At 69.0% G+C, this 19,823-nt stretch carries 22 protein-coding genes; 20 read left to right on the forward strand and 2 right to left on the reverse strand.

Annotated features, from left to right (window positions below):
* The first annotated feature begins 1 nt into the window (after nt 1).
* From ACIA8R_RS22055 to ACIA8R_RS22130, 16 genes are all read left to right on the forward strand, one after another.
* Nucleotides 2-658, forward strand: a complete 657-nt coding sequence (locus ACIA8R_RS22055; RefSeq protein WP_397040070.1) for an L-threonylcarbamoyladenylate synthase — start codon at nt 2-4, stop codon at nt 656-658.
* An 88-nt stretch (nt 659-746) separates the two neighbouring features.
* On the forward strand, nt 747-3,128 hold the full coding sequence (locus tag ACIA8R_RS22060) for a hypothetical protein (RefSeq protein WP_397040072.1): 2,382 nt from the start codon (nt 747-749) through the stop codon (nt 3,126-3,128).
* Complete coding sequence (locus ACIA8R_RS22065; RefSeq protein WP_364089044.1) at nt 3,128-3,502, forward strand: hypothetical protein; 375 nt, start codon at nt 3,128-3,130, stop codon at nt 3,500-3,502. Before ACIA8R_RS22060 ends, ACIA8R_RS22065 begins: the two co-directional genes overlap by 1 nt.
* Before the next feature lie 306 nt (nt 3,503-3,808).
* Nucleotides 3,809-5,074, forward strand: a complete 1,266-nt coding sequence (glyA, locus tag ACIA8R_RS22070) for a serine hydroxymethyltransferase (protein WP_397040074.1) — start codon at nt 3,809-3,811, stop codon at nt 5,072-5,074.
* 57 nt (nt 5,075-5,131) lie between these two features.
* Nucleotides 5,132-6,421, forward strand: a complete 1,290-nt coding sequence (locus ACIA8R_RS22075; protein WP_364089038.1) for an MraY family glycosyltransferase — start codon at nt 5,132-5,134, stop codon at nt 6,419-6,421.
* A gap of 131 nt (nt 6,422-6,552) precedes the next feature.
* Complete coding sequence (locus tag ACIA8R_RS22080; protein ID WP_364089035.1) at nt 6,553-6,975, forward strand: hypothetical protein; 423 nt, start codon at nt 6,553-6,555, stop codon at nt 6,973-6,975.
* Nucleotides 6,976-7,040: 65 nt separating this feature from the next.
* Entirely contained in the window at nt 7,041-7,256 is a 216-nt protein-coding gene (locus tag ACIA8R_RS22085) for an AtpZ/AtpI family protein (protein WP_357695095.1), read from the forward strand.
* 67 nt (nt 7,257-7,323) lie between these two features.
* Nucleotides 7,324-8,121 carry a F0F1 ATP synthase subunit A gene (atpB, locus tag ACIA8R_RS22090; protein WP_364089032.1) on the forward strand — a complete coding sequence of 266 codons (798 nt, stop codon included), beginning with the start codon at nt 7,324-7,326 and terminating at the stop codon, nt 8,119-8,121.
* A gap of 69 nt (nt 8,122-8,190) precedes the next feature.
* Nucleotides 8,191-8,421 (forward strand): ATP synthase F0 subunit C, encoded by a 231-nt coding sequence (gene atpE, locus ACIA8R_RS22095; protein ID WP_138666586.1) that lies wholly within the window; start codon nt 8,191-8,193, stop codon nt 8,419-8,421.
* Between the two features lie 32 nt (nt 8,422-8,453).
* The gene (locus ACIA8R_RS22100) at nt 8,454-9,005 is read left to right on the forward strand and encodes a F0F1 ATP synthase subunit B (RefSeq protein ID WP_357695099.1); all 552 of its coding nucleotides are present in this window, start codon (nt 8,454-8,456) and stop codon (nt 9,003-9,005) included.
* A complete protein-coding gene (locus tag ACIA8R_RS22105) occupies nt 9,005-9,814 on the forward strand; it encodes a F0F1 ATP synthase subunit delta (protein WP_397040078.1) in 810 nt (269 codons plus the stop codon). Before ACIA8R_RS22100 ends, ACIA8R_RS22105 begins: the two co-directional genes overlap by 1 nt.
* 40 nt (nt 9,815-9,854) lie before the next feature.
* The gene (gene atpA / locus ACIA8R_RS22110; protein WP_364089026.1) at nt 9,855-11,504 is read left to right on the forward strand and encodes a F0F1 ATP synthase subunit alpha; all 1,650 of its coding nucleotides are present in this window, start codon (nt 9,855-9,857) and stop codon (nt 11,502-11,504) included.
* Between the two features lie 3 nt (nt 11,505-11,507).
* On the forward strand, nt 11,508-12,410 hold the full coding sequence (locus ACIA8R_RS22115) for a F0F1 ATP synthase subunit gamma (RefSeq protein WP_357695105.1): 903 nt from the start codon (nt 11,508-11,510) through the stop codon (nt 12,408-12,410).
* 1 nt (nt 12,411) lies between these two features.
* Nucleotides 12,412-13,860: a F0F1 ATP synthase subunit beta gene (atpD, locus tag ACIA8R_RS22120; RefSeq protein ID WP_357695107.1), complete on the forward strand. Its 1,449-nt coding sequence runs from the start codon at nt 12,412-12,414 to the stop codon at nt 13,858-13,860.
* A 68-nt stretch (nt 13,861-13,928) separates the two neighbouring features.
* Nucleotides 13,929-14,330 carry a F0F1 ATP synthase subunit epsilon gene (locus ACIA8R_RS22125; RefSeq protein ID WP_080042501.1) on the forward strand — a complete coding sequence of 134 codons (402 nt, stop codon included), beginning with the start codon at nt 13,929-13,931 and terminating at the stop codon, nt 14,328-14,330.
* Nucleotides 14,331-14,359: 29 nt separating this feature from the next.
* Entirely contained in the window at nt 14,360-14,740 is a 381-nt protein-coding gene (locus ACIA8R_RS22130; RefSeq protein ID WP_357695110.1) for a DUF2550 domain-containing protein, read from the forward strand.
* On the opposite strand, the gene ACIA8R_RS22135 is transcribed toward ACIA8R_RS22130, so the two are convergent.
* Entirely contained in the window at nt 14,737-15,327 is a 591-nt protein-coding gene (locus tag ACIA8R_RS22135; protein ID WP_357695112.1) for a cob(I)yrinic acid a,c-diamide adenosyltransferase, read from the reverse strand. The genes ACIA8R_RS22130 and ACIA8R_RS22135 overlap by 4 nt on opposite strands.
* A 127-nt stretch (nt 15,328-15,454) precedes the next feature.
* Between ACIA8R_RS22135 and ACIA8R_RS22140 the strand changes: the two genes are divergently transcribed.
* From ACIA8R_RS22140 to ACIA8R_RS22155, 4 genes are all read left to right on the forward strand, one after another.
* Nucleotides 15,455-16,351: an ABC transporter ATP-binding protein gene (locus tag ACIA8R_RS22140; protein WP_397040082.1), complete on the forward strand. Its 897-nt coding sequence runs from the start codon at nt 15,455-15,457 to the stop codon at nt 16,349-16,351.
* Nucleotides 16,348-17,457, forward strand: coding sequence for an ABC transporter permease (locus tag ACIA8R_RS22145; RefSeq protein WP_397040084.1), 1,110 nt, complete (start codon nt 16,348-16,350; stop codon nt 17,455-17,457). The genes ACIA8R_RS22140 and ACIA8R_RS22145 overlap by 4 nt, the downstream gene beginning before the upstream one ends.
* Nucleotides 17,458-18,627: a sensor histidine kinase gene (locus tag ACIA8R_RS22150; RefSeq protein ID WP_397040086.1), complete on the forward strand. Its 1,170-nt coding sequence runs from the start codon at nt 17,458-17,460 to the stop codon at nt 18,625-18,627. It begins immediately after the preceding gene.
* Between the two features lie 63 nt (nt 18,628-18,690).
* Complete coding sequence (locus ACIA8R_RS22155) at nt 18,691-19,008, forward strand: STAS domain-containing protein (protein WP_352324282.1); 318 nt, start codon at nt 18,691-18,693, stop codon at nt 19,006-19,008.
* A 169-nt stretch (nt 19,009-19,177) separates the two neighbouring features.
* On the opposite strand, the gene ACIA8R_RS22160 is transcribed toward ACIA8R_RS22155, so the two are convergent.
* The gene (locus ACIA8R_RS22160) at nt 19,178-19,801 is read right to left on the reverse strand and encodes a TetR/AcrR family transcriptional regulator (RefSeq protein ID WP_397040088.1); all 624 of its coding nucleotides are present in this window, start codon (nt 19,799-19,801) and stop codon (nt 19,178-19,180) included.
* Nucleotides 19,802-19,823 lie beyond the last annotated feature (22 nt).

Raw genomic sequence — 19,823 nt, forward strand, 5'->3', positions numbered from 1 at the left:
GATGCACGCCGTGGGAAGACGCTTTGACTGCTCCGACCTCGACCAGCGCGCCGAGGGCCTGATCGAGGCCGCCACCGCCGTGCGCCGCGGCGAGCTGGTCGTGCTGCCGACCGACACCGTCTACGGCATCGGCGCCGACGCGTTCATGCCGCCGGCCGTCACCGCGCTGCTCGACGCCAAGGGGCGCGGCCGCGACATGCCTCCGCCCGTCCTCGTGGGCACCGTCAGAGCCGCCACAGCGCTCGTGGACGACCTCGGGCCCTATGGGCAGGATCTCATCGACGCCTTCTGGCCCGGGCCGCTCACGCTGGTCTGCAGGGCCAACAGGGCCCTTTCCTGGGACCTGGGGGACACCAAGGGCACGGTCGCGGTCCGCATGCCGCTCCACCCGGTCGCGCTCGACCTGCTCAAGGAGACCGGCCCGATGGCCGTCTCCAGCGCCAACCGCTCCGGCGCCCCCGCGGCGACGACGGTGGAGGAGGCCCAGGAGCAGCTCGGCGACTCGGTCGCGGTCTACCTCGACGGCGGCAAGACCACCGACAACACGCCCTCCACCATCCTAGACCTCACCACGGCGGTGCCCCGCCTGCTGCGCCGCGGCGCGATCCCGGTGGAGAAGCTGCGCGGCATCATCGGTTACGTCGCCACCGACGACTGACGTATACCGTCTTTTTATCCCGGCTGCGGCGGTGCCTCGGACACGATTACGGTGAGTCCCGGAACGGCGACACGTCCGGGAGTGGCCCATGGGCAAGTTCGACGGCATGGATCCGCAGCTGGTCCGTGACCTGCTGACCGAGGTCAAGCACGCGTCCTCGGTGCTGCGTACGGCCGAGGACCAGGTCAGAGCGGTGATGAGCCGTGCCGGGCTGTCCACGCGGAGCACCCATCGTCCGGTCCAGGTGGCCGACTCCGCCGATCACATGGTCAAGGACGTCAACGCGCGGCTGGCCGTCCTGGAGAAGCGCGCCGACGGGAAGCCGGGCGACACGTCGAAGACGGGCGGCGGCGGCAAGGACGACGAGCCCAAGGAACTGCCGGGCACCCGCAACGACAAGTACGACAACCCCCGCGCCGACGACTCGACCCCTGCCACCCCCAAACACCCCGACGCCTCGAAGGACCACGACCCGAAACCCACCGAGCCACCTTCGAAAGCCCCCGACACCAAGCCCGCCGACCCACCCGCCCCGAAGGACCACGACCCGAAGCCCACGGAACCACCCACGCCGAAGGACCACGACACCAAGACGGGCGACGGGCACAAAGCGGGCGACAGCCCGAAGACCGGCGATGGCACCAAGACCGGCGACGACGCCAAGGCCGACGGTGACGGCAAGTCGTGCGACGACACCGACAAGGACACCGGGACCCGCACGAACGACCCTCGCGGAACCGACACCCGGACCGGCGACACCTCGTCCGTCGACGATCCGAAGGCCGCCGACCAGGACAGCAGGCGCGACCGGGGAGCGGAAGCCGACACCGGCACGACCGACGTCCCCGCCGGCGACCGACCGGCCGACGCGCACAAGCCCCAGGTCGTGGTGGTCGACGGCGTGAAGGTTCTCCAGGTCCCCATCGACCCGCCCACGGCCGAACAACTGGAGTCCCTGCTCAAGAACGTCGACAACGTGCAGCCCGCCGACATGCCGACGGTGCACGCCGATGGCGCCGGGGCGACGGCGGGCGGGGGCGAAGGGCTGTCGGTGCCGGCAGGAGAGGGCGGCACCGACCCCTCGACCACCACCCCAGGCACCACCGGCCGCCACCCCTACGACACACCAGGACTCCCGGACACCCATGTCGGCACATCAGAGGCCGCGGGCTCCCACGTCGGCACCGCAGGGGACACGGGCTCGCACGCCGGCACCGCAGCAGGCGAGAGCGGTCACTACGGCACTCCTGGAGACGCGGGCAACGCCCACGGCACCCACCCCGACGGCGCTTCCTCCACCCAAACCCGCCCCGACGCCACCACCGGCACCGGCACCCAGCCCATCGGCGACACCGGTCAAGCCGACGGCACAAATGGCCACACGGACCACGGCACGGGCCGAACCGACGGGTCCACCGGCGTCGCGAACAGCGACACCGGCCGCTCCGACGGCGGCACCGCGGACACCGGCCGCTCGGACGGCGGTACTACCGACACCGGTCGCTCCCATGGCGGCACAACGGACACTGGTCGCTCCGAGGGGGGCGCCGCGGGCACCGACCGCGCTGACGGCGGCGCCTGCGCGGACGGCAAGGACGCGAACGGCAGCCGTGACGCCGGTGGCGGCAACGCTGATGGTGCGCGTTCCGACGGGGTTCGGGCTGATGGGGGCGCCACGAATGGCGGTCGTGACGTCGGCGGCACTGATGGCGGCGGCTATGGCCGCGGTGGGGAAGCTGACGGGGCTCGGGCTGATGGCGGTGCTACGAACGTTGGTCGTGACGTCGGTGGGGGCTCCGGTGGCGCGGATGGCGGACGCGCCGATGGCGGGACCGGCGGTGGGGCAACCGATGCCGGTCGCTCTGATGGTGGCGCAGCGGATGCGGGCCGTTCTGATGGTGGCGGCGTCGCGGCTGGTCGGGGCGGTGGTGGTACTGCCGATGGAGGTGGGGGTGGGCGTGGTGATGCTTCTACCGGGGTGCGGATTCCGCCTACGGCGCCGGGGGGAGGGGCGGCCGTACCTCCTGGAGGCGACGTACCGGCTGGGGGAGCAGGGGGCGCGAGCGCAGGTGGTGCGACGGCTACGGCGGCGGACGGTGGTGCAGGTGCTTACGGCGTGAATGCTCATCACGGTGCCAGCGGTCACGATGCCAGCGGTCACGGGGCGGGTGGTCACGGTGCAACCGGTCATGGCGTCGGCGGTGGGGTGCAGGGGTTGGATGTCGGCGGCGGCCATGGCGGGAAGTGGGTGAGTGTGGGTGACGGGGTTGTGGCGGTGGAGTTGCCCGACGCCGGGGAGGACGTGCTCAGGACGCTGATTCAGGACGCCCGCGGCATTCAGCCGCTCGACATGCCGTCCGTGGAGGTTCCGCCCGGCGAGTACGGCAAGGGCGAATGGATGCCCGAGGACATCGGACCGGACGGTCCGGCAGGTGAGATCGACTCCGGGACGCCGGGAAGGAGTGCGTGATGTACGTCGACCCGCCCGCCCCCAGGCCCAGGAGCAGGGACGAGATGCCCCCCGTCACCGCGGCGGGCCCGCTGGACAACCAGCCGCTGGCCTACGAGTTCAACCCGGACTACGAACGTCTCATCACCGCCTGGAACACCGTCATGCCCGTGTTGGAGAAGCTCAGCACGGCCCTCGACAAGGCGTACACACTGGCCAAGAGCCCGCAGACCTGGGACGCCCCGGTCGGCGAGCGCTATGTGCAGGACATCCGGGAATGGCGGTCCAAGCTGGCCATCTACCGCCACTCCGTGCTCACCGCGATCAGCGATGAGGCCGACGACACCCCGAGATGGATCCCCAGCCAGACCGGCGCACCGCACGCCTTCCCCTGACCCGCAGGCGCCCCCCCGCAGGCGCCCCCCGCAGGCGCCCGTCTCCGCGAACGACGGCCCTCCCAGATGACGGCTCCCATGGGCAACGGCCCTCACGGGTGAGGGTCCTCAAAGCCAAGGGTCCTCACGGGGAGCGGCCCGGCGAACGACCACCGCCACGCGCAACCACCCCTGGCGGACACCGACCGCCACGCGCAACCACCCCTGGCGGACAACGACCGCCACGCGCAACCACCCCGGACGAGACAACGACCGCCACGGGCCTTCTACCTGGGCAAATCGGGCATGCGGTCGTACAGTGGAGGGATGGGTGGTGAGCCCTACTACGGTCCCGACTTCGGGCAGTTGCGGCGGCAGGATCCCGAGCTGGCGCAGGTGCTGCTCGACGAGCTCGAACGGGTCCGCGCCGGCATCCAGCTGATCGCCGGCGAGAACTTCACCTCCCCGGCCGTCATGGCCGCCCTGGGTTCCACCCTCACCAACAAGTACGCCGAGGGCTACCCCGGCAGGCGCTACTACGGCGGCTGCGAGGTGGTCGACCGGGCCGAACGCCTGGCCGTCGAGCGGGCGCGCAGGCTGTTCGGGGCCGAGCACGCCAACGTCCAGCCGCATTCCGGGGCCACCGCCAACCTGGCCGCCTACGCCGCGCTGCTCCAGCCGGGCGACACCATGCTCGCCATGGCGCTCCTGCACGGCGGCCACCTCACGCACGGCTCGAAGGTGAACTTCTCGGGAAGGTGGTTCGACGTCGCCTCCTACGGCGTGCGGCGCGACACCGAGCTCATCGACTACGACGAGGTGCGGGACCTGGCGCTGCGGCGGCGGCCCAAGGTGATCGTGTGCGGCGCGACCGCGTACCCGAGGCTGATCGACTTCTCGATCTTCCGCGGCATCGCCGACGAGGTGGGCGCGTGGCTGCTCGCCGACGTGGCGCACCCGATCGGGCTGATGGCGGGCGGGGTGATCCCGTCGGCGGTGCCGTACGCGGACGTCGTGACGCTGACCACCCACAAGGTGCTGCGCGGGCCGCGCGGCGGCGCGATCCTGTGCACGGAGGAACTGGCCGCGAAGATCGACCGGGCGGTGTTCCCGTTCGTGCAGGGAGGGCCGCTGATGCACGCCGTGGCGGCCAAGGCGGTGGCGTTCGGGGAGGCGCTGCGGCCGGAGTTCGCCGAGTATGCGGGCCGCGTCGTCGCCAACGCCCGTACGCTCGCCGACGCGCTGGCCGTGGAGGGCATGCGTCCGGTCACGGGCGGCACGGACACCCATCTGGCGCTGATCGACCTGCGTGAGCTGGGCGTGTCCGGGGCCGAGGCCGAACGGCGCTGCGCGGCCGCCGGGATCACGCTCAACCGCAACGTCATCCCGTACGATCCGGAGCCTGCGGCGGTCACCTCGGGGATCCGGGTGGGCACGCCGTGCGTGACCACGCAGGGCATGGGCCCGAGGGAGATGAAAGAGGTGGGAAGTCTGATCTCGCGCGCTGTGCGCGATCCGTCCGTCGCGCCCGAGGTCAGGGAAAGAGTGTCGGCGCTTCTCGCCATCCATCAGCCATATCTCAGCGAATATTAAGCTGGTCTGTGTCGGTTTCCGGTCACAGCTGGCCGGAGCATCCGGGAAACTAGGTCCGTGCGCGAATACCTGTTCATGGCGCTCATCTCGGCAGCGGTGACGTATCTGCTGGTCCCGCTGGTGCGCCGCTTCGCCATCCGCATCGGCGCCATGCCCGAGGTTCGCGAGCGCGACGTGCACACCACGCCGACGCCGAGGCTCGGCGGCCTGGCCATGTACGGCGGCCTGGTGGTCGGCCTGCTGGTCGCCACCCAGCTGAAACACACCGGCGAGGCGCTGTCGGAGTACAACGGCAAGGCGGTCACCGCGCTGATCGTCGCGGGCGGCCTGATCACGCTCACCGGCTTCCTCGACGACTGGTGGGGCATGGACGCCTTCATCAAGCTCGGCGGGCAGATCGCGGCGGCGGGCGTGCTGGTCTACTTCGACCTGCGGCTGCTCTACATCCCGCTGCCCAAGGACTGGGGCGGCTCCACCAGCCTCGACTACACGCTGAGCACGATCATCACCATCATGATCGTGGTGGTCACCATCAACGCCGTGAACTTCGTCGACGGTCTCGACGGGCTCGCGGCCGGCATCGTGTGCATCGCCGCCATGGCCACGTGGGCGTACTCGATCCTGCTGGCCCAGAGCATGAGCGTGGGGAACATCACCACGACGGCGGCCATCGCGGCCGTCCTCATCGGCACGTGCCTGGGTTTCCTGCCGCACAACTTCCATCCCGCGAAGATCTTCATGGGCGACACCGGGGCGATGCTGATCGGGTTGGTGCTCGCCTCGTCGATCGTCACGGTCACGCCGCTCGACCCGGCAGCCATCGAGGACATGAACAAGGTCCCGGTGCTGCTGCCGCTGATGCTGCCGGCGGCGGTGCTGGTCCTGCCGCTGATCGACCTGATCACCGCCGTGGTCCGGCGCACGTCCCACGGCATGTCGCCGTTCGCCCCCGACCGGGGTCACCTGCACCACCGGCTGCTGGACATCGGCCACTCGCACCGCCGGTCGGTGCTGATCATGTACGCGTGGGCGTTCCTGTTCGCCTTCGGCATGGTGGCGATGTCGCGCGAGGGCGTGCCGGTGCTGCTGTTCGTCGTGGTGATCGTGCTGGCGCTGGCGGTGCTCGTCCTGATGGCGGCGCCGCGCTGGCGGGGCAGGGGCGGTGCGCACTCGGCCGCGCGCAACAAGCAGCCCGACGACGACGGCCCGCCCACCGGCCCGATGCCGCCGATCCCGCCGGACACCGAGGTCAGGCGGCAGATGCCGCCGCAGAGCGGCCCGTCCTCGCAGGAACGCGCGAGCGCCGAGGGCAAACCGGTCATTCCTGCATTTCCGAGTCGTCCTTGATCGGGAACTAGAAACGGCAGGTAAAAGCGGTCTTCCGTGAGCTTGTGATATCTTTCACGAGCAGGGACCTCCAGACGCACATGTTCTGGAGGTAGCAAACGCTCGCTTGACAACATGCTGATGGAGCACCGATGCAGGCCAACGACGTGCGCGTACTCAAGAGCGCCGCTGTTCCGACCTTCGCGGTCGGGGTGGTCGCGGTCATCGTCGCTTTCCTCGTGGCGGGCGGCAAGGGAGCGCTTGGCGCGGCCCTCGGCACCTTGCTCGTCGGGGTTTTCTTCAGCGTCAGCGTGGTAGCGGTCTCCTATGCCGCCCGCATCTCCCCGCAGATGATGGCGATCGCGGCCATGGTCAGCTACCTCGTCAAGGTCATCGCCATCATGGCGGTGCTCACCGCCTTCCGTGAGACCACCGCCTGGAACACCCAGGCCTTCGCGTGGTCCGTGGTCGGCTGCACGCTCGTCTGGACCGGGTTCGAGGTCCGCGCGTTCATGAAGACCAAGATGCTCTACGTCGACCCCGAAGCCTCGGTCCCCGGAAAGGGCGACTCATGAGGCAGGTAAAGGGATGGGGTCCGATATGACTAGTCCTCCACTCGCCTGCTATCGTCGGGGCCGCGATGAGCGCACAGGAACGCCGACCGGAACACGACGGTCGCGACTTCTCCGATGCCATGTGGTCAGTCCCCAGCTATCTGCTCGCCGGGATGGCGATCTATGGCGGTCTCGGGTGGTTGCTGGACCGGTGGCTCGACATGTCCGCGTTCTTCCCCATAGGCGTGGTCCTTGGGGTCGTGCTCGGCGGCTACGCGGTCTACCGGAAGTTCGGTCGCTAACCCGACGCAGCGATCGCCTCGCTGAGGAAACCCTTGTGATCCACTACGACGTTGAAGGGAACGCCGCGTGATTGCGCTGACGGTCCTCGCCCCCGAAGACAACTTCCGGGCGCCATCGCCCGATGAGCTGTTCAATTCGTTCACGCCGATCATCCCTGGGGTGACCTGGTTCACCAAGCCGGTCCTGCTGGCGATCCTGAGCGCGCTCGTGGTGATCGCCGTCTGCTGGGTCGCCTTCGCCAAGCCGAAGCTCGTGCCGCGGGGCACCCAGAACGTCGTCGAGTACGGCTACATGTTCGTCCGCGACCAGATCGCCCGGCCGTTCCTCGGCAAGGACGCCGATCGGTGGATGGGCCTGCTGATCACGCTCTTCTTCCTGGTCCTGTTCTGGAACGTCCTGGGTGTGATCCCGCTCGCGCAGTTCCCGGTCGCCTCGCACATCGCGTTCCCGGCCGTGCTCGCGATCTCGATCTACGTGATCAAGGTCTACCTGGGCGTCAAGCACCAGGGCGGCATCGGTTACTTCAAGAACATGATGTTCCCGCCCGGTCTGCCCAAGCCGATCTACTTCCTCCTGGCGCCGATCGAGTTCCTCTCGAACATGATCATCGCACCGTTCACGCACGCGGTCCGACTGTTCGCGAACATGTTCGCCGGTCACATGCTGCTCGCGTTCTTCAGCATGGTCGGCTTCTGGTTCCTGTTCGAGAAGTTGACCCCCTTGGGTGCTCCCGTCGGCGTGGTGGGTGTGATCATGACGATCATCCTGACCGGGTTCGAGCTGTTCATCCAGTTCCTGCAGGCTTTCCTGTTCGCGATGCTGGCGTCGATGTACATCGGCGGCGCGCTGCACCCAGATCACTGAGAACCACATACCGGAATATCCATGACCGGTGGGACTCCCTTCACCGGCCGTCCAGTAAAGGAAATAGCAATGAGCGTTCTCGCTGAGGTCTCCGGCAACGTCACCGCCATCGGTTACGGTCTCGCCGCCATCGGCCCCGGCATCGGCGTCGGCATCATCTTCGGTCAGGGCGTGCAGGCCATCGCGCGTCAGCCCGAGGCTTACGGCCTGATCCGCCAGAACATGCTCCTCGGCTTCGTCCTCACCGAGGCCCTCGCCCTGATCGGTCTGGTCGCGCCCTTCATCTTCCAGGGCATCTAGGACCAGAAGAATTCTGACGAAAGGCTGCACCCATGATTAAGGCAGCTACGCTCCTCGCGCAGGAAGAAGGGGCGAACCCGCTCCTTCCGCACACGTTCGAGCTCGTCGTCGGTATCTTCTCGTTCCTCGTCGTCCTCCTCGTCGTCGGCAAGATTCTCGTTCCGCGCATCCAGAAGACTCTGGCCGAGCGGACCGACGCGATCGAGGGTGGCATCAAGAGGGCTGAGGAGGCCCAGGCCGAGGCGCAGAACCTCCAGCGGCAGTACGCGCAGCAGCTTGAGGAGGCCCGCCGCGAAGCCGGCAGGCTCCGTGAAGAGGCTCGCGAGCAGGCCGCGCAGATCAAGGCGGAGCTCCGCGAGGAGGCGCAGGCCGAGGCCCGTCGTCTCGTCGAGGCCGCGCACGCCCAGATCGAGGCCGACCGTGCCGCCGCGTTCGCGCAGCTCCGCACGGAGATCGGCCGTCTGTCCACGGACCTCGCGGGCCGCATCGTCGGCGAGTCCCTTGAGGACGAGGCCCGCCAGAGCCGCATCGTGGACAGGTTCCTCGACGAGCTCGAGAGCAGCAACGCGCAGGCGGTGCGCTAATGCGAGGTCTGAGCAGGACCTCGCTGGCAGAGGTCGAGGAGCGCTTCAACGCGGTCGCGGGCAGCGCCGACCTCGGCGCGCTCTCCGACGAGTTGTTCGCCGTCGCGGATCTGCTCGACCGCGAGCACGGCCTGCGCCGCGCGCTGTCCGACCCGGCCAGGCCCGGCGAGCAGAAGGCGGGCACCATCCGCGCCCTGCTCGGCGGCAAGGTCTCCGAGGCGGCCATCGCCACGACCGAGGCCGCGGTCTCGGCCCGGTGGTCGCGCGCCGGAGACCTGGCCGACTCGCTCGAACGGCTCGGCGTCGTCGCCGCTGCCGCTGAGGCGGAGAGCCAGTCCCGGCTCGACGACGTCGAGGACGAGCTCTTCCGCTTCGGCCGCATCGTCGCCGCCAACCCCGACCTCCGCCGCGCGCTCGCGGACGCGGCCGCGCCCGGCGAGGGCAAGCGGCAGTTGCTGAGCGACCTGCTCGGCGGCAAGGTCGCCCCCACCAGCCTGCGCCTGATCACGCAGCTGGCGGTGCACCCGCGAGGGCGTAGCCTGGAAATGGGCTTGGAGGAGTTCGGCCAGCTCGTGGCCCAGCAGCGCCAGCGCCTGGTGGCGGTCGTGCGCAGCGCGGTCGAGCTGTCCGACGCGCAGAAGCAGCGACTGGCCGACTGGCTGCGCACCTCCTACGGTCGTGACGTGCACCTGAACGTCGAGGTGGACAAGCGAGTGCTCGGTGGGTTCTCGGTTCGCATCGGCGACGAGATGATCGACACCACGATCGTGGGACGAATTGAAGAAGTCCGCCGCCGGTTGGCCGGCTGAGGCGCAGTGAGCGCCGAATGAATAGGGAGACAGAGTAGAGATGGCGGAGCTTACGATCCGGCCGGACGAGATCCGGGACGCGCTTGAGCGCTTCGTCCAGGCGTACGAACCGGAAGGCGCCGCGCGCGAGGAGATCGGGACCGTCGTCGACGCCGGCGACGGCATTGCCCATGTCTCCGGCCTTCCCTCGGCGATGGCGAACGAGCTGCTCGAGTTCGAGGACGGCACGCGCGGCCTGGCCCTGAACCTCGACCCCCGAGAGATCGGCGTCGTGGTCCTGGGCGACTTCAGCAACATCGAGGAGGGCCAGACGGTCCGCCGGACGGGCGAGGTCCTGTCCGTGCCCGTCGGCGACAACTTCCTCGGCCGTGTGGTCGACCCGCTCGGCAACCCCCTCGACGGCAAGGGCGCGATCGAGTCCGAGGGCCTGCGCGCCCTCGAACTGCAGGCCCCCTCGGTCGTTCAGCGGCAGCCGGTGAAGCAGCCGCTGCAGACCGGCATCAAGGCGATCGACGCCATGACGCCGATCGGCCGCGGCCAGCGCCAGCTGATCATCGGTGACCGTGGCACGGGCAAGACGGCCGTCGCCGTGGACACCATCATCAACCAGCGCGACAACTGGCTCTCGGGCGACCCCGAGAAGCAGGTGCGCTGCGTCTACGTCGCGGTCGGCCAGAAGGGCTCGACGATCGCCCAGGTGCGTTCCCGTCTCGAAGAGGCCGGCGCCCTGGAGTACACCACGATCGTCGCCGCCCCGGCCTCCGACCCGGCCGGTTACAAGTACATCTCCCCCTACACCGGTTCGGCCATCGGCCAGCACTGGATGTACCAGGGCAAGCACGTCCTCATCATCTTCGACGACCTCACCAAGCAGGCCGACGCCTACCGCGCCGTCTCGCTGCTGCTTCGCCGCCCGCCGGGCCGCGAGGCGTTCCCCGGTGACGTCTTCTACCTCCACTCCCGTCTGCTGGAGCGCTGCGCCAAGCTCTCCGCCGACATGGGCGGCGGCTCGATGACCGGTCTTCCGATCATCGAGACCAAGGGCAACGACGTGTCGGCGTTCATCCCGACCAACGTCATCTCCATCACCGACGGCCAGTGCTTCCTGGAGACCGACTACTTCAACGCCGGTATCCGTCCCGCCATCAACGTCGGTATCTCGGTCTCCCGAGTCGGTGGCTCGGCGCAGATCAAGGCGATGCGCAAGGTGGCCGGCACGCTGCGTCTGTCGCTGTCGCAGTACCGCGACCTGGAGGCCTTCGCGGCCTTCGCCTCCGACCTGGACGCGGCCTCCCGCGCCCAGCTGGAGCGCGGTCAGCGCCTGACCGAGCTGCTCATCCAGCCGCAGTACTCGCCGTTCCCCGTGGAGCGGCAGGTCGTGTCGGTTTGGGCGGGCACGACGGGTGAGCTCGACGAGGTTCCGGTCGAGGACATCCGCCGCTTCGAGCAGGAGTTCCTCGACTACCTGCAGAGCAGCCACAAGGGCATCTTCGACAGCATCCGCGAGACCAACGAGCTGTCGGACGACGCGGTGACCAGCCTCAAGGACGCCGTCACGGAGTTCAAGAAGGGCTTCACCACCTCCTCGGGCGAGCTCCTGGTCAAGGACGAGCCGGTGGCGCCGCTCGAAGCCGGCGAGGTCGGCCAGGAGAAGATCAAGAAGGTCGTCCGTCCGGCGACGGAGAAGTAGCTCATGGGTGCCCAGCTAAGGCTGCTGCGGCGGCGGATCAAGTCGGTCAAGTCGACCGCCAAGATCACGCGTGCCCAGGAGCTCATCGCCTCCTCGCGGATCGTGAAGGCACAGATGCGGATGCAGGCGGCGCTGCCGTACGAGCGTGAGATCACTCGCGCCGTCACCGGCGTCGTCAGCAACGCGGCCAGCGTCGACCATCCGTTGACCGTGGCGAAGGAGAACCCCGCCAAGGCGGGCGTCCTCATCGTCACCAGCGACAGCGGGTTCTGTGGCGGCTTCAACGCCAACGTCCTGCGCGAGGCCGAGGCCCTGCGCGGGCTGCTGGAGAGCCGCGGCCTGACGGTGGTGCCGTTCGTCACCGGCCGGAAGGGTGTCACCTGGCACACCTTCCGCAACCGTACGATGGGCGGCCAGTGGGTGGGCTTCTCCAGGAAGCCGGCCTACGCCGACGCCAAGGAGATCGCGCAGATCCTGATCGACTCCTTCAAGGAAGAGGCGGGGATCGACGAGATCCACATCGTCTCGACCGAGTTCGTCTCGATGCTGACCCAGAACGTCGTGGTCAAGCGCGTGCTGCCGCTGGAGGTCGAGGAGACCGAGGCGACGGCGAGCGAGACGATCCCGCCGTACTTCGAGTTCGAGCCCACCGCGGGCGACGTCCTCGAAACGCTGCTGCCGCGCTATGTGGAGTCCCGCATCTTCACGGCGCTGCTGCAGTCGGCTGCTTCGGAGGAGGCTGCGCGCCGCCGCGCCATGAAGTCCGCCACGGACAACGCCAACGAGCTGATCCGCGTGTTCACCATGCAGATGAACCAGGCTCGCCAGGCCGAGATCACCCAGGAAATCAGCGAGATCGTCGGTGGCGCCAACGCGCTGGCTGACGCCGCAGCGGGGAAAGAGTGAAATGACTGCAGAGGCTGTTGAGACTGTTGAGCCCACGTCGGCCGGTGCCGGTCGTGTGGCCAGCGTCAAGGGGCCCGTCGTCGACGTGGAGTTCCCCGTCGAGGCGATGCCCGACATCTACAACGCGCTCAACGTCGAGGTGACCCTCGGCGGCGAGACCAAGACCCTGACCATGGAGGTCGCCCAGCACCTGGGTGACAACCTGGTCCGCGCCATCTCCATGCAGCCCACCGACGGCCTGGTCCGCGGTACGGCCGTCACCGACTCCGGCCACCCGATCTCGGTGCCCGTCGGCGACGTCGTCAAGGGTCACGTGTGGAACACGCTCGGCGAGTCGCTCGACGTGCCGACCGCGTCGCTCCAGATCACCGAGAAGTGGGGCATCCACCGGCCGTCCCCGCCCTTCGACCAGCTCGAGTCCCGTACCGAGATGCTGGTCACGGGTATCAAGGTCATCGACCTGCTCACCCCGTACGTGCAGGGTGGCAAGATCGGCCTGTTCGGTGGCGCCGGTGTGGGCAAGACGGTTCTCATCCAGGAGATGATCCGCCGTGTCGCCCGCAACTTCGGTGGCACCTCGGTGTTCGCCGGCGTCGGCGAGCGCACCCGTGAGGGCAACGACCTCTGGCTGGAGATGGAGGAGGCGGACGTCCTCAAGGACACCGCGCTCGTCTTCGGCCAGATGGACGAGCCGCCGGGCACCCGTCTGCGGGTGGCCCTGTCCGCGCTGACGATGGCGGAGTACTTCCGCGACGTGCAGAAGCAGGACGTGCTGCTGTTCATCGACAACATCTTCCGCTTCACGCAGGCGGGCTCGGAGGTCTCCACCCTCCTCGGCCGCATGCCGTCCGCGGTGGGTTACCAGCCGACGCTGGCCGACGAGATGGGTGTGCTCCAGGAGCGCATCACCTCGACGCGCGGTCACTCGATCACCTCGATGCAGGCGATCTACGTGCCCGCCGACGACATCACCGACCCGGCCCCGCACAACGCGTTCGCGCACCTCGACGCGCAGACCGTTCTGTCCCGGCCGATCTCGGAGAAGGGCATCTACCCCGCGGTGGACCCGCTCGACTCCACCTCCCGGATCCTCGACCCGCAGGTCGTGGGCGAGGAGCACTACCGGGTGGCCCAGGAGACCAAGCGGATCCTGCAGAAGTACCGCGAGCTCCAGGACATCATCGCGATCCTCGGTATCGACGAGCTGTCCGAAGAGGACAAGGTCACCGTGCAGCGGGCCCGTCGTATCGAGCGGTTCCTGTCGCACCCGATGTACGCCGCCGAGGCGTTCACCGGCCAGCCGGGCGAGAACGTCCCGCTGGACGAGACGATCGCCTCCTTCAAGGGCCTGTGCGCCGGCGAGTACGACCACCTGCCCGAGCAGGCGTTCTTCATGGTCGGCGGCATCGACCAGGCCGTGGCCAAGGCCAAGGAACTCGAGCGTCGCTGATCGCCCTACGGTAGTGGCACGGGCGTGAGAACCCGTGCCGCTACCTGATCGGAAAGGAACCTACAGAAGTGGCGAAGCTACGCGTAGGGGTTGTCTCACCCGAGCGTGAGATCTGGTCGGGCGAGGCCGACATGGTGATTGCCAAGACCGTGGACGGCGAGATCGGTATTATGCCGCAACACGCACCTGTGCTCGGCGTCCTCGTCGAGGGCGGCGTGCTGCGCGTCAAGCGGGAAGGCGAGCCCGAGCTCGTCGCGGCCGTTCACGGGGGGTTCATCTCCGTGGCCGACGATGAGGTGTCAGTGCTCGCCGAGGTCGCCGAGCTCGGTTCCGAGGTCGATGTCGCGGCCGCCCGAGACGCTCTCGACCGGGCTCAGGCTTCGATCGAGGCCAACCAGGAGGACGCCGACGCGGCGATCGAGGCGAAGCGGGCCAGGGCCCGGCTGCGCGCGGCGGGCGAAGAGGTTTAATACATACAACGGGATTCAGGGGGGCGGCCATGGTGGCGACGGTTTCGGTTTTGTTGTTGCTGCTGGTCGCCCTCGTGGTCCTGCGAGGGATGACGCTGGCCCGCTCGCGCGGCAGCGTCCCCTGTCGGCTGAAAGTAGAGAGCCGGGGCTGGCAGAGCGGGGTAGCCCGCTACGCCGACGGTGAGCTCCACTGGATTCCGCTCATGAGCGTCCGTCTGAGGCCGCGCCACGCGATCGCGAGGCGCGGCCTCGTCGTTTCCGCCCGGCGTGAGATCGACGGCGGCCTCTACGCCGTCGACTGCGGCGGCACCACGCGCGGCCTGTCGCTGGCGATGAGCGCCGACGCGCTCACCGGGTTCCTGGCCTGGCTGGAGTCGGCGCCGCCCAGCGCGTACCTCGACGTCGCCTAGCGGGTGCCGCCGGGCTTCCAGAGGATCTCGTTGCCGCCGTGGGCGACCCGGCAGGCGATGAAGAGCAGGTCGGACAGCCTGTTGAGGTATTTGGCGGTCAGCGGGTTGACGTCGTCGTGGGCCTGGAGCGCCGCCCACGTGGTGCGCTCGGCCCTGCGTACGGTCACCCGGGCCAGGTGCAGCGCGGCCGTGGCCGGGTCGCCGCCGGGCAGGATGAAGCTGCGCAGCGGCTTGAGCTCGGCGTTGAGCCGGTCGCACTGCTCCTCCAGCCGGTCGATGTAGGACTGCTCCACCCGCAGCGGCGGGAACTCCGGATCGTCCACCACGGGCGTGGCCAGGTCGGCCCCCACGTCGAACAGCTCGTTCTGGATGCGCACGAGGACCGCCACGAGGTCGGCGGACAGGGTGCCATGGGACAGGGCCAGGCCCAGGCAGGCGTTGGCCTCCTCGACGTCGGCGTACGCGGCCAGCCGGGTGTCGGTCTTGGCGGCGCGGCTCATGTCGCTCAGGTTGGTGGTGCCGTCGTCGCCCGTACGGGTGTAGATGCGGGAGAGGACGACGGGCTTGTCCTTGTCGGCACGCGTCATGGACCCAGCGTAATGACAAATGTCATCCGAGCGGGACGCGCTTTCCATGTCACCTCCATGATTTCCACGACTACCAGGACGAACGCCATCAAAGCCACTATTTACCCATGACGAGAGAGAGGGTCTGATGCTCGAGATCAGCGAGCTGCGCAAGCGCTTCGCCGGCGGTCCCGACAGCCCCGGTGGCAAGGTCGCGCTGGACGGGATCAGCTTCACGGTACGTCCGGGCGAGATGTACGGCTTCGTGGGCGCGAACGGCGCGGGCAAGACGACGACGATGCGCATCATCATGGGCGTGCTCCAGGCCGATTCCGGATCGGTGCGCTGGCGGGACCGGCAGCTGGGCCACGACGACCGGACGCGCTTCGGCTACATGCCCGAGGAACGCGGGCTGTACCAGAAGATGCGGGTCGCCGAGCAGATCGAGTACTTCGGCCGGCTGCACGGGCTCGCCCCGGCGGCGGCGAAGAAGGCCGCCGACGACCTCATCGAGCGGCTGGGGCTGACCGAGCGCAGGGGCGACGCGGTGCAGGCGCTGTCGCTGGGCAACCAGCAGCGCGTGCAGCTGGCCGTGGCGCTGGTGCACGACCCCGAGGTGCTGATCCTGGACGAGCCGTTCTCCGGGCTCGACCCTCTCGCCGTGGACGCCCTGGCCGGGGCCCTCCAGGAGCGGTGCAGGAGCGGCGTGCCGGTGATCTTCTCCAGCCACCAGCTCGACCTGGTGGAGCGGCTGTGCGACTCGGTGGGCATCGTCTCCGGCGGCCGGATGGTCGCCACGGGCACGGTGGCCGAGCTGCGCGCCGCCGAGGGCGAGACGTTGCGCGTGGACGTCCGCGACCCCGCGCCGGGCTGGGCCGACGGCCTGCCGGGCACGGTGGCCGTCCACGGCGACCTGCACACCCTGCGGACGACCGAAGGTGACGACCAGGAGATCCTGCGCCGCGCCATGAAGGCGGGCCGCGTCGAGCACTTCGGCGTCGAGCAGCCGACCCTCACCGAGATCTTCAAGGAGGCCGTGGCGTGAACGGACTGATGCTGATCGCCCGCCGCGAGATCGTGACGCAGGTGCGCACGAAGACGTTCCTCGTCGGCCTGCTGGTGACCGTCATCCTGGTGGCGGCGGTGTCCTTCGCGCCCAAGATCATGGGCGGGAACGACTCGTACACGCTGGGCACGGTCAACTCCCAGCAGCTCCCGCTGAAGGCCGCCGCGCCGGAGGCCGAGTTCGAGTGGCGCGCCTTCCCCGACGAGGCCGCGGCCAAGAAGGCCGTGCTGGCCGGCGACGTGGACGCGGTGCTGGTCAACGGCGACAAGGTGCTCACCGACGGCGAGGTCGACTCCAAGCTCGGCGTGCTCATGCAGAGCACCAACCGGGAGATGCGCCTCGGCGCGGCCGGGGTGACGATCCCGCCGCTGCAGATGGTCTCCGTGGGCGTGGACACCCGCTACCAGGCCGCCAAGACCGGGATCGCCGTGGTGCTGGTGCTCGTCCTGTTCATGCTGCTCATGGGCCAGGTCATGATGGTGGCCATGGGCGTGGTGGAGGAGAAGGGCAGCAGGATCGTGGAGATCCTGCTGGCGGCGGTGCGCCCGTGGCAGCTGCTCGCCGGGAAGATCGTCGGGCTGGGCGTGCTCGGGTTGATCAACCTGCTCACGATCCTCGCCGTCGGCCTGATCGCCACCTCGGCGTCGGGCTTCGCGGCCGACTTCCCGCCGGGCATCCCGGGGCTGGTGGCCGCCGTGCTGGTCTGGTTCGTGCTCGGGTACGCGTTCTTCGCCACGCTCGCGGCGGCGTTCGCCTCGCTGGTCTCCCGCCAGGAGGAGGTGAGCAGCGTGATGTCGCCGCTGACGATGCTCATCATGGTCACGTACTTCGTGGCCTTCTACGCCACCAACGATCCCACGGGCACGCTGGCCACGGTCATGTCCTACATCCCGCCGTTCTCGTCGATGATCATGCCGGTCCGCATGGCGGCGGCCGACGTGCCGATGTGGCAGGTGGCGGCGTCCATGGCGGCGATGGCGGTGGCCGTGCTGGCGGTGCTGTCGTTCGGCGCCAAGGTCTACGAGCGGGCGGTACTGCGGACGGGCGCCCGGCTCAAGCTCGGCGACGTGCTGCGCGCGGGCTAGATGGACGCGATCACGCGGGCACGCCGCTCGACCCGCCGGATGCTGAACTCGACGCTCGCGATCATGTGGATCTTCCTGGTCGCCTCGGCGGTGTTCGGCCTCGGCGCCGGGTCGGTCGGCTGGCCGCGGCTCGTGCCCGCGACGGTCGCCGCGCTCGCCTTCACCTGGCTCTTCGGCCGGGTCGTGGCCTCGGTCCTGGAGCGCCGGTATCCCACGAGAGAGATCGTGTGGACCGGCGCTCTGGCGTTCCTGGCGGCGGTGCTGGGCGGGGCCGACCCGATGGGCTGGGGGTTCGTGCCCATGGTCTGGCTGTCGGTGGCGGTGATCGGGCTGCCGAGCCGCCGGGCGCTGGCTTTGGGTGTGGCGACGTGCGCGGTCTGCATCGGGCTCGGCGCGCTGGCCGTGCTGGGCGGGACGGGTCTGCTCGCGGAGAGCGGTGACACCTTCCTCGTCTCGCTGGTCATCATCGCCGCCCTCGACGTCCTGTGGGCCGCGGCGCTGCCCTGCACCAACCGGATGTGGGCCTGGATCTGGACCCTGGCCGTGCAGGCCCACGACGGCCGCGAGGCGCACACCCGGCTGGCCCTGGCCGAGGAGCGGCTGCGCTTCGCCAGGGACCTGCACGACCTGGTCGGCCACCAGCTCTCCGCCATCGCCGTCAAGACCGAGCTGGCCGTGCGCCTGGCCGACGCCGACGTCCGGGCGGCCAAGGACGAGATGGCGGAGGTGAACACGCTGACCCGCAAGGCCCTGCGTGAGCTGCGGCAGGCCGTGCGCGGCTACCGCGAACTTGACTTGACCGCTGAGCTGAATAGCGTGAGGGGAGTGCTCGAAGCGGCGGGCGTCCGCTGCGAGGTGCGTCTGCCGCACCGCGAGCTGCCCCCGGGGGTCGCGCCGGTGTTCGCCTACGCGGTGCGCGAGGCGGTCACCAACGTCCTGAAGCACAGCGCCGCGACCTTCTGCGACATCACGCTGCGCTTCACCGACCAGGAGGCGGAACTGGCGGTGCGCAACGACGGAGTGGCCCGCAGGCAGGCCGAGGACCTGGGCAGCGGGCTGATCGGCATGAGTGAGCGGATGGCCGCCGTGGGCGGGAGCATGACGGCCCTTCCCATCGGCGACGGACAGTTCCTGCTGACGGCGGTCGTGTCACTGCCGATAGCTGGGTAGAGGAGGAGAGCGGGGGTTTCGATCCCGGCGACCACACGCCATGTGCGTGACTGAGGAGGTGGCATGCGCGTCCGGCGCAATCCACGAGGCCAGACGGTACGGATCGGTGCCCGGCTCGACGCCGGCACGTCGGCCGGCGTGCGCGAGCGGCTGCACGCCGCGCTCGACGCCGGCGAGGGCGACCTCATCCTCGACCTCTCCAAGCTGGAGATGATCGACGCCACCGGCCTCGGGGTGCTGGTCGGGGCGCATCGGCGCGCGATCAGCGTGCAACGCCGCCTCGTACTTCGGGGGGTGCCCCCGCGGATCATGAGGATCCTGGCGGTGACCCGGCTGAATCGGGTCCTGCACGTCGAGGTTCCCGCGGCCGCGGTGGCCTGAGGTCACATATCGGGGCCGGGTGCCGATCAGCCGTCGCCCGCGCCCTTTCCACGAGCCGAATATAGATGGAATGTAGATTTCGGGTCGGCCGCTATCATGGGCGTGGGCTCCGGGAAAGAACTTCGAAAGTGATTATTTCGTGACCCCATCACTGCGGGTAATCGGCGGGTCACGACGGACTCAGGCTGCGGATGAAGATGTGCACGGCCACCTCCACGAGTTCGTCGATGCCCGGCTGCTCCTCGGCCAGTATCCATTCGATCAGCAGCTCTTGTAGTGCGCCAATTACGCCAAGTGCCACCAGTCGCCGATTGAGCGTCGGGCCCTGCGGGAAATCCGCCGAGGCCTCCTCCACGAGCCGGGCGAAGGCGTCCACCGCCCGCTGACGCGAGGCTGTCAGGACGTCGCCCGATCTGCGCACCTCCAGGTGCATGATGCGGGCCCGCCGCCAGTCGGCGGCGGCGAACTCGATATAGGCGCGAATCCCCGCCTTGACTCTTCCGTCAAGCGTGCTCGGCGCCTCCTGTAACGCTTTGGCCACAACCGCGAGGCTTTCCTCGACGCACCGCTCGTGCAGCGCCTGGAGCAACTCCTCGCGGCCGCCGAAACATTCGTAGAAGGCGCGGTTGGAGATCCGCGCCTCCGAGCACAATCTTTCGATGGTCGTCGCCGCGAAACCTGGTTTCGCGTATAGCGTGTAGGCGGCCGTCATCAGCCGCTCGCGTCTGTCCGCCAGCCTTTGCTCGGCCGACATTCCCCGGTAAGACCGGTTCACATTCCACCCGTCCAACATGATCGTGGCCCCCAGAGCACAC

It is taken from the genome of Nonomuraea sp. NPDC051191 (genome assembly GCF_044455665.1).
Classification (GTDB): domain Bacteria; phylum Actinomycetota; class Actinomycetes; order Streptosporangiales; family Streptosporangiaceae; genus Nonomuraea.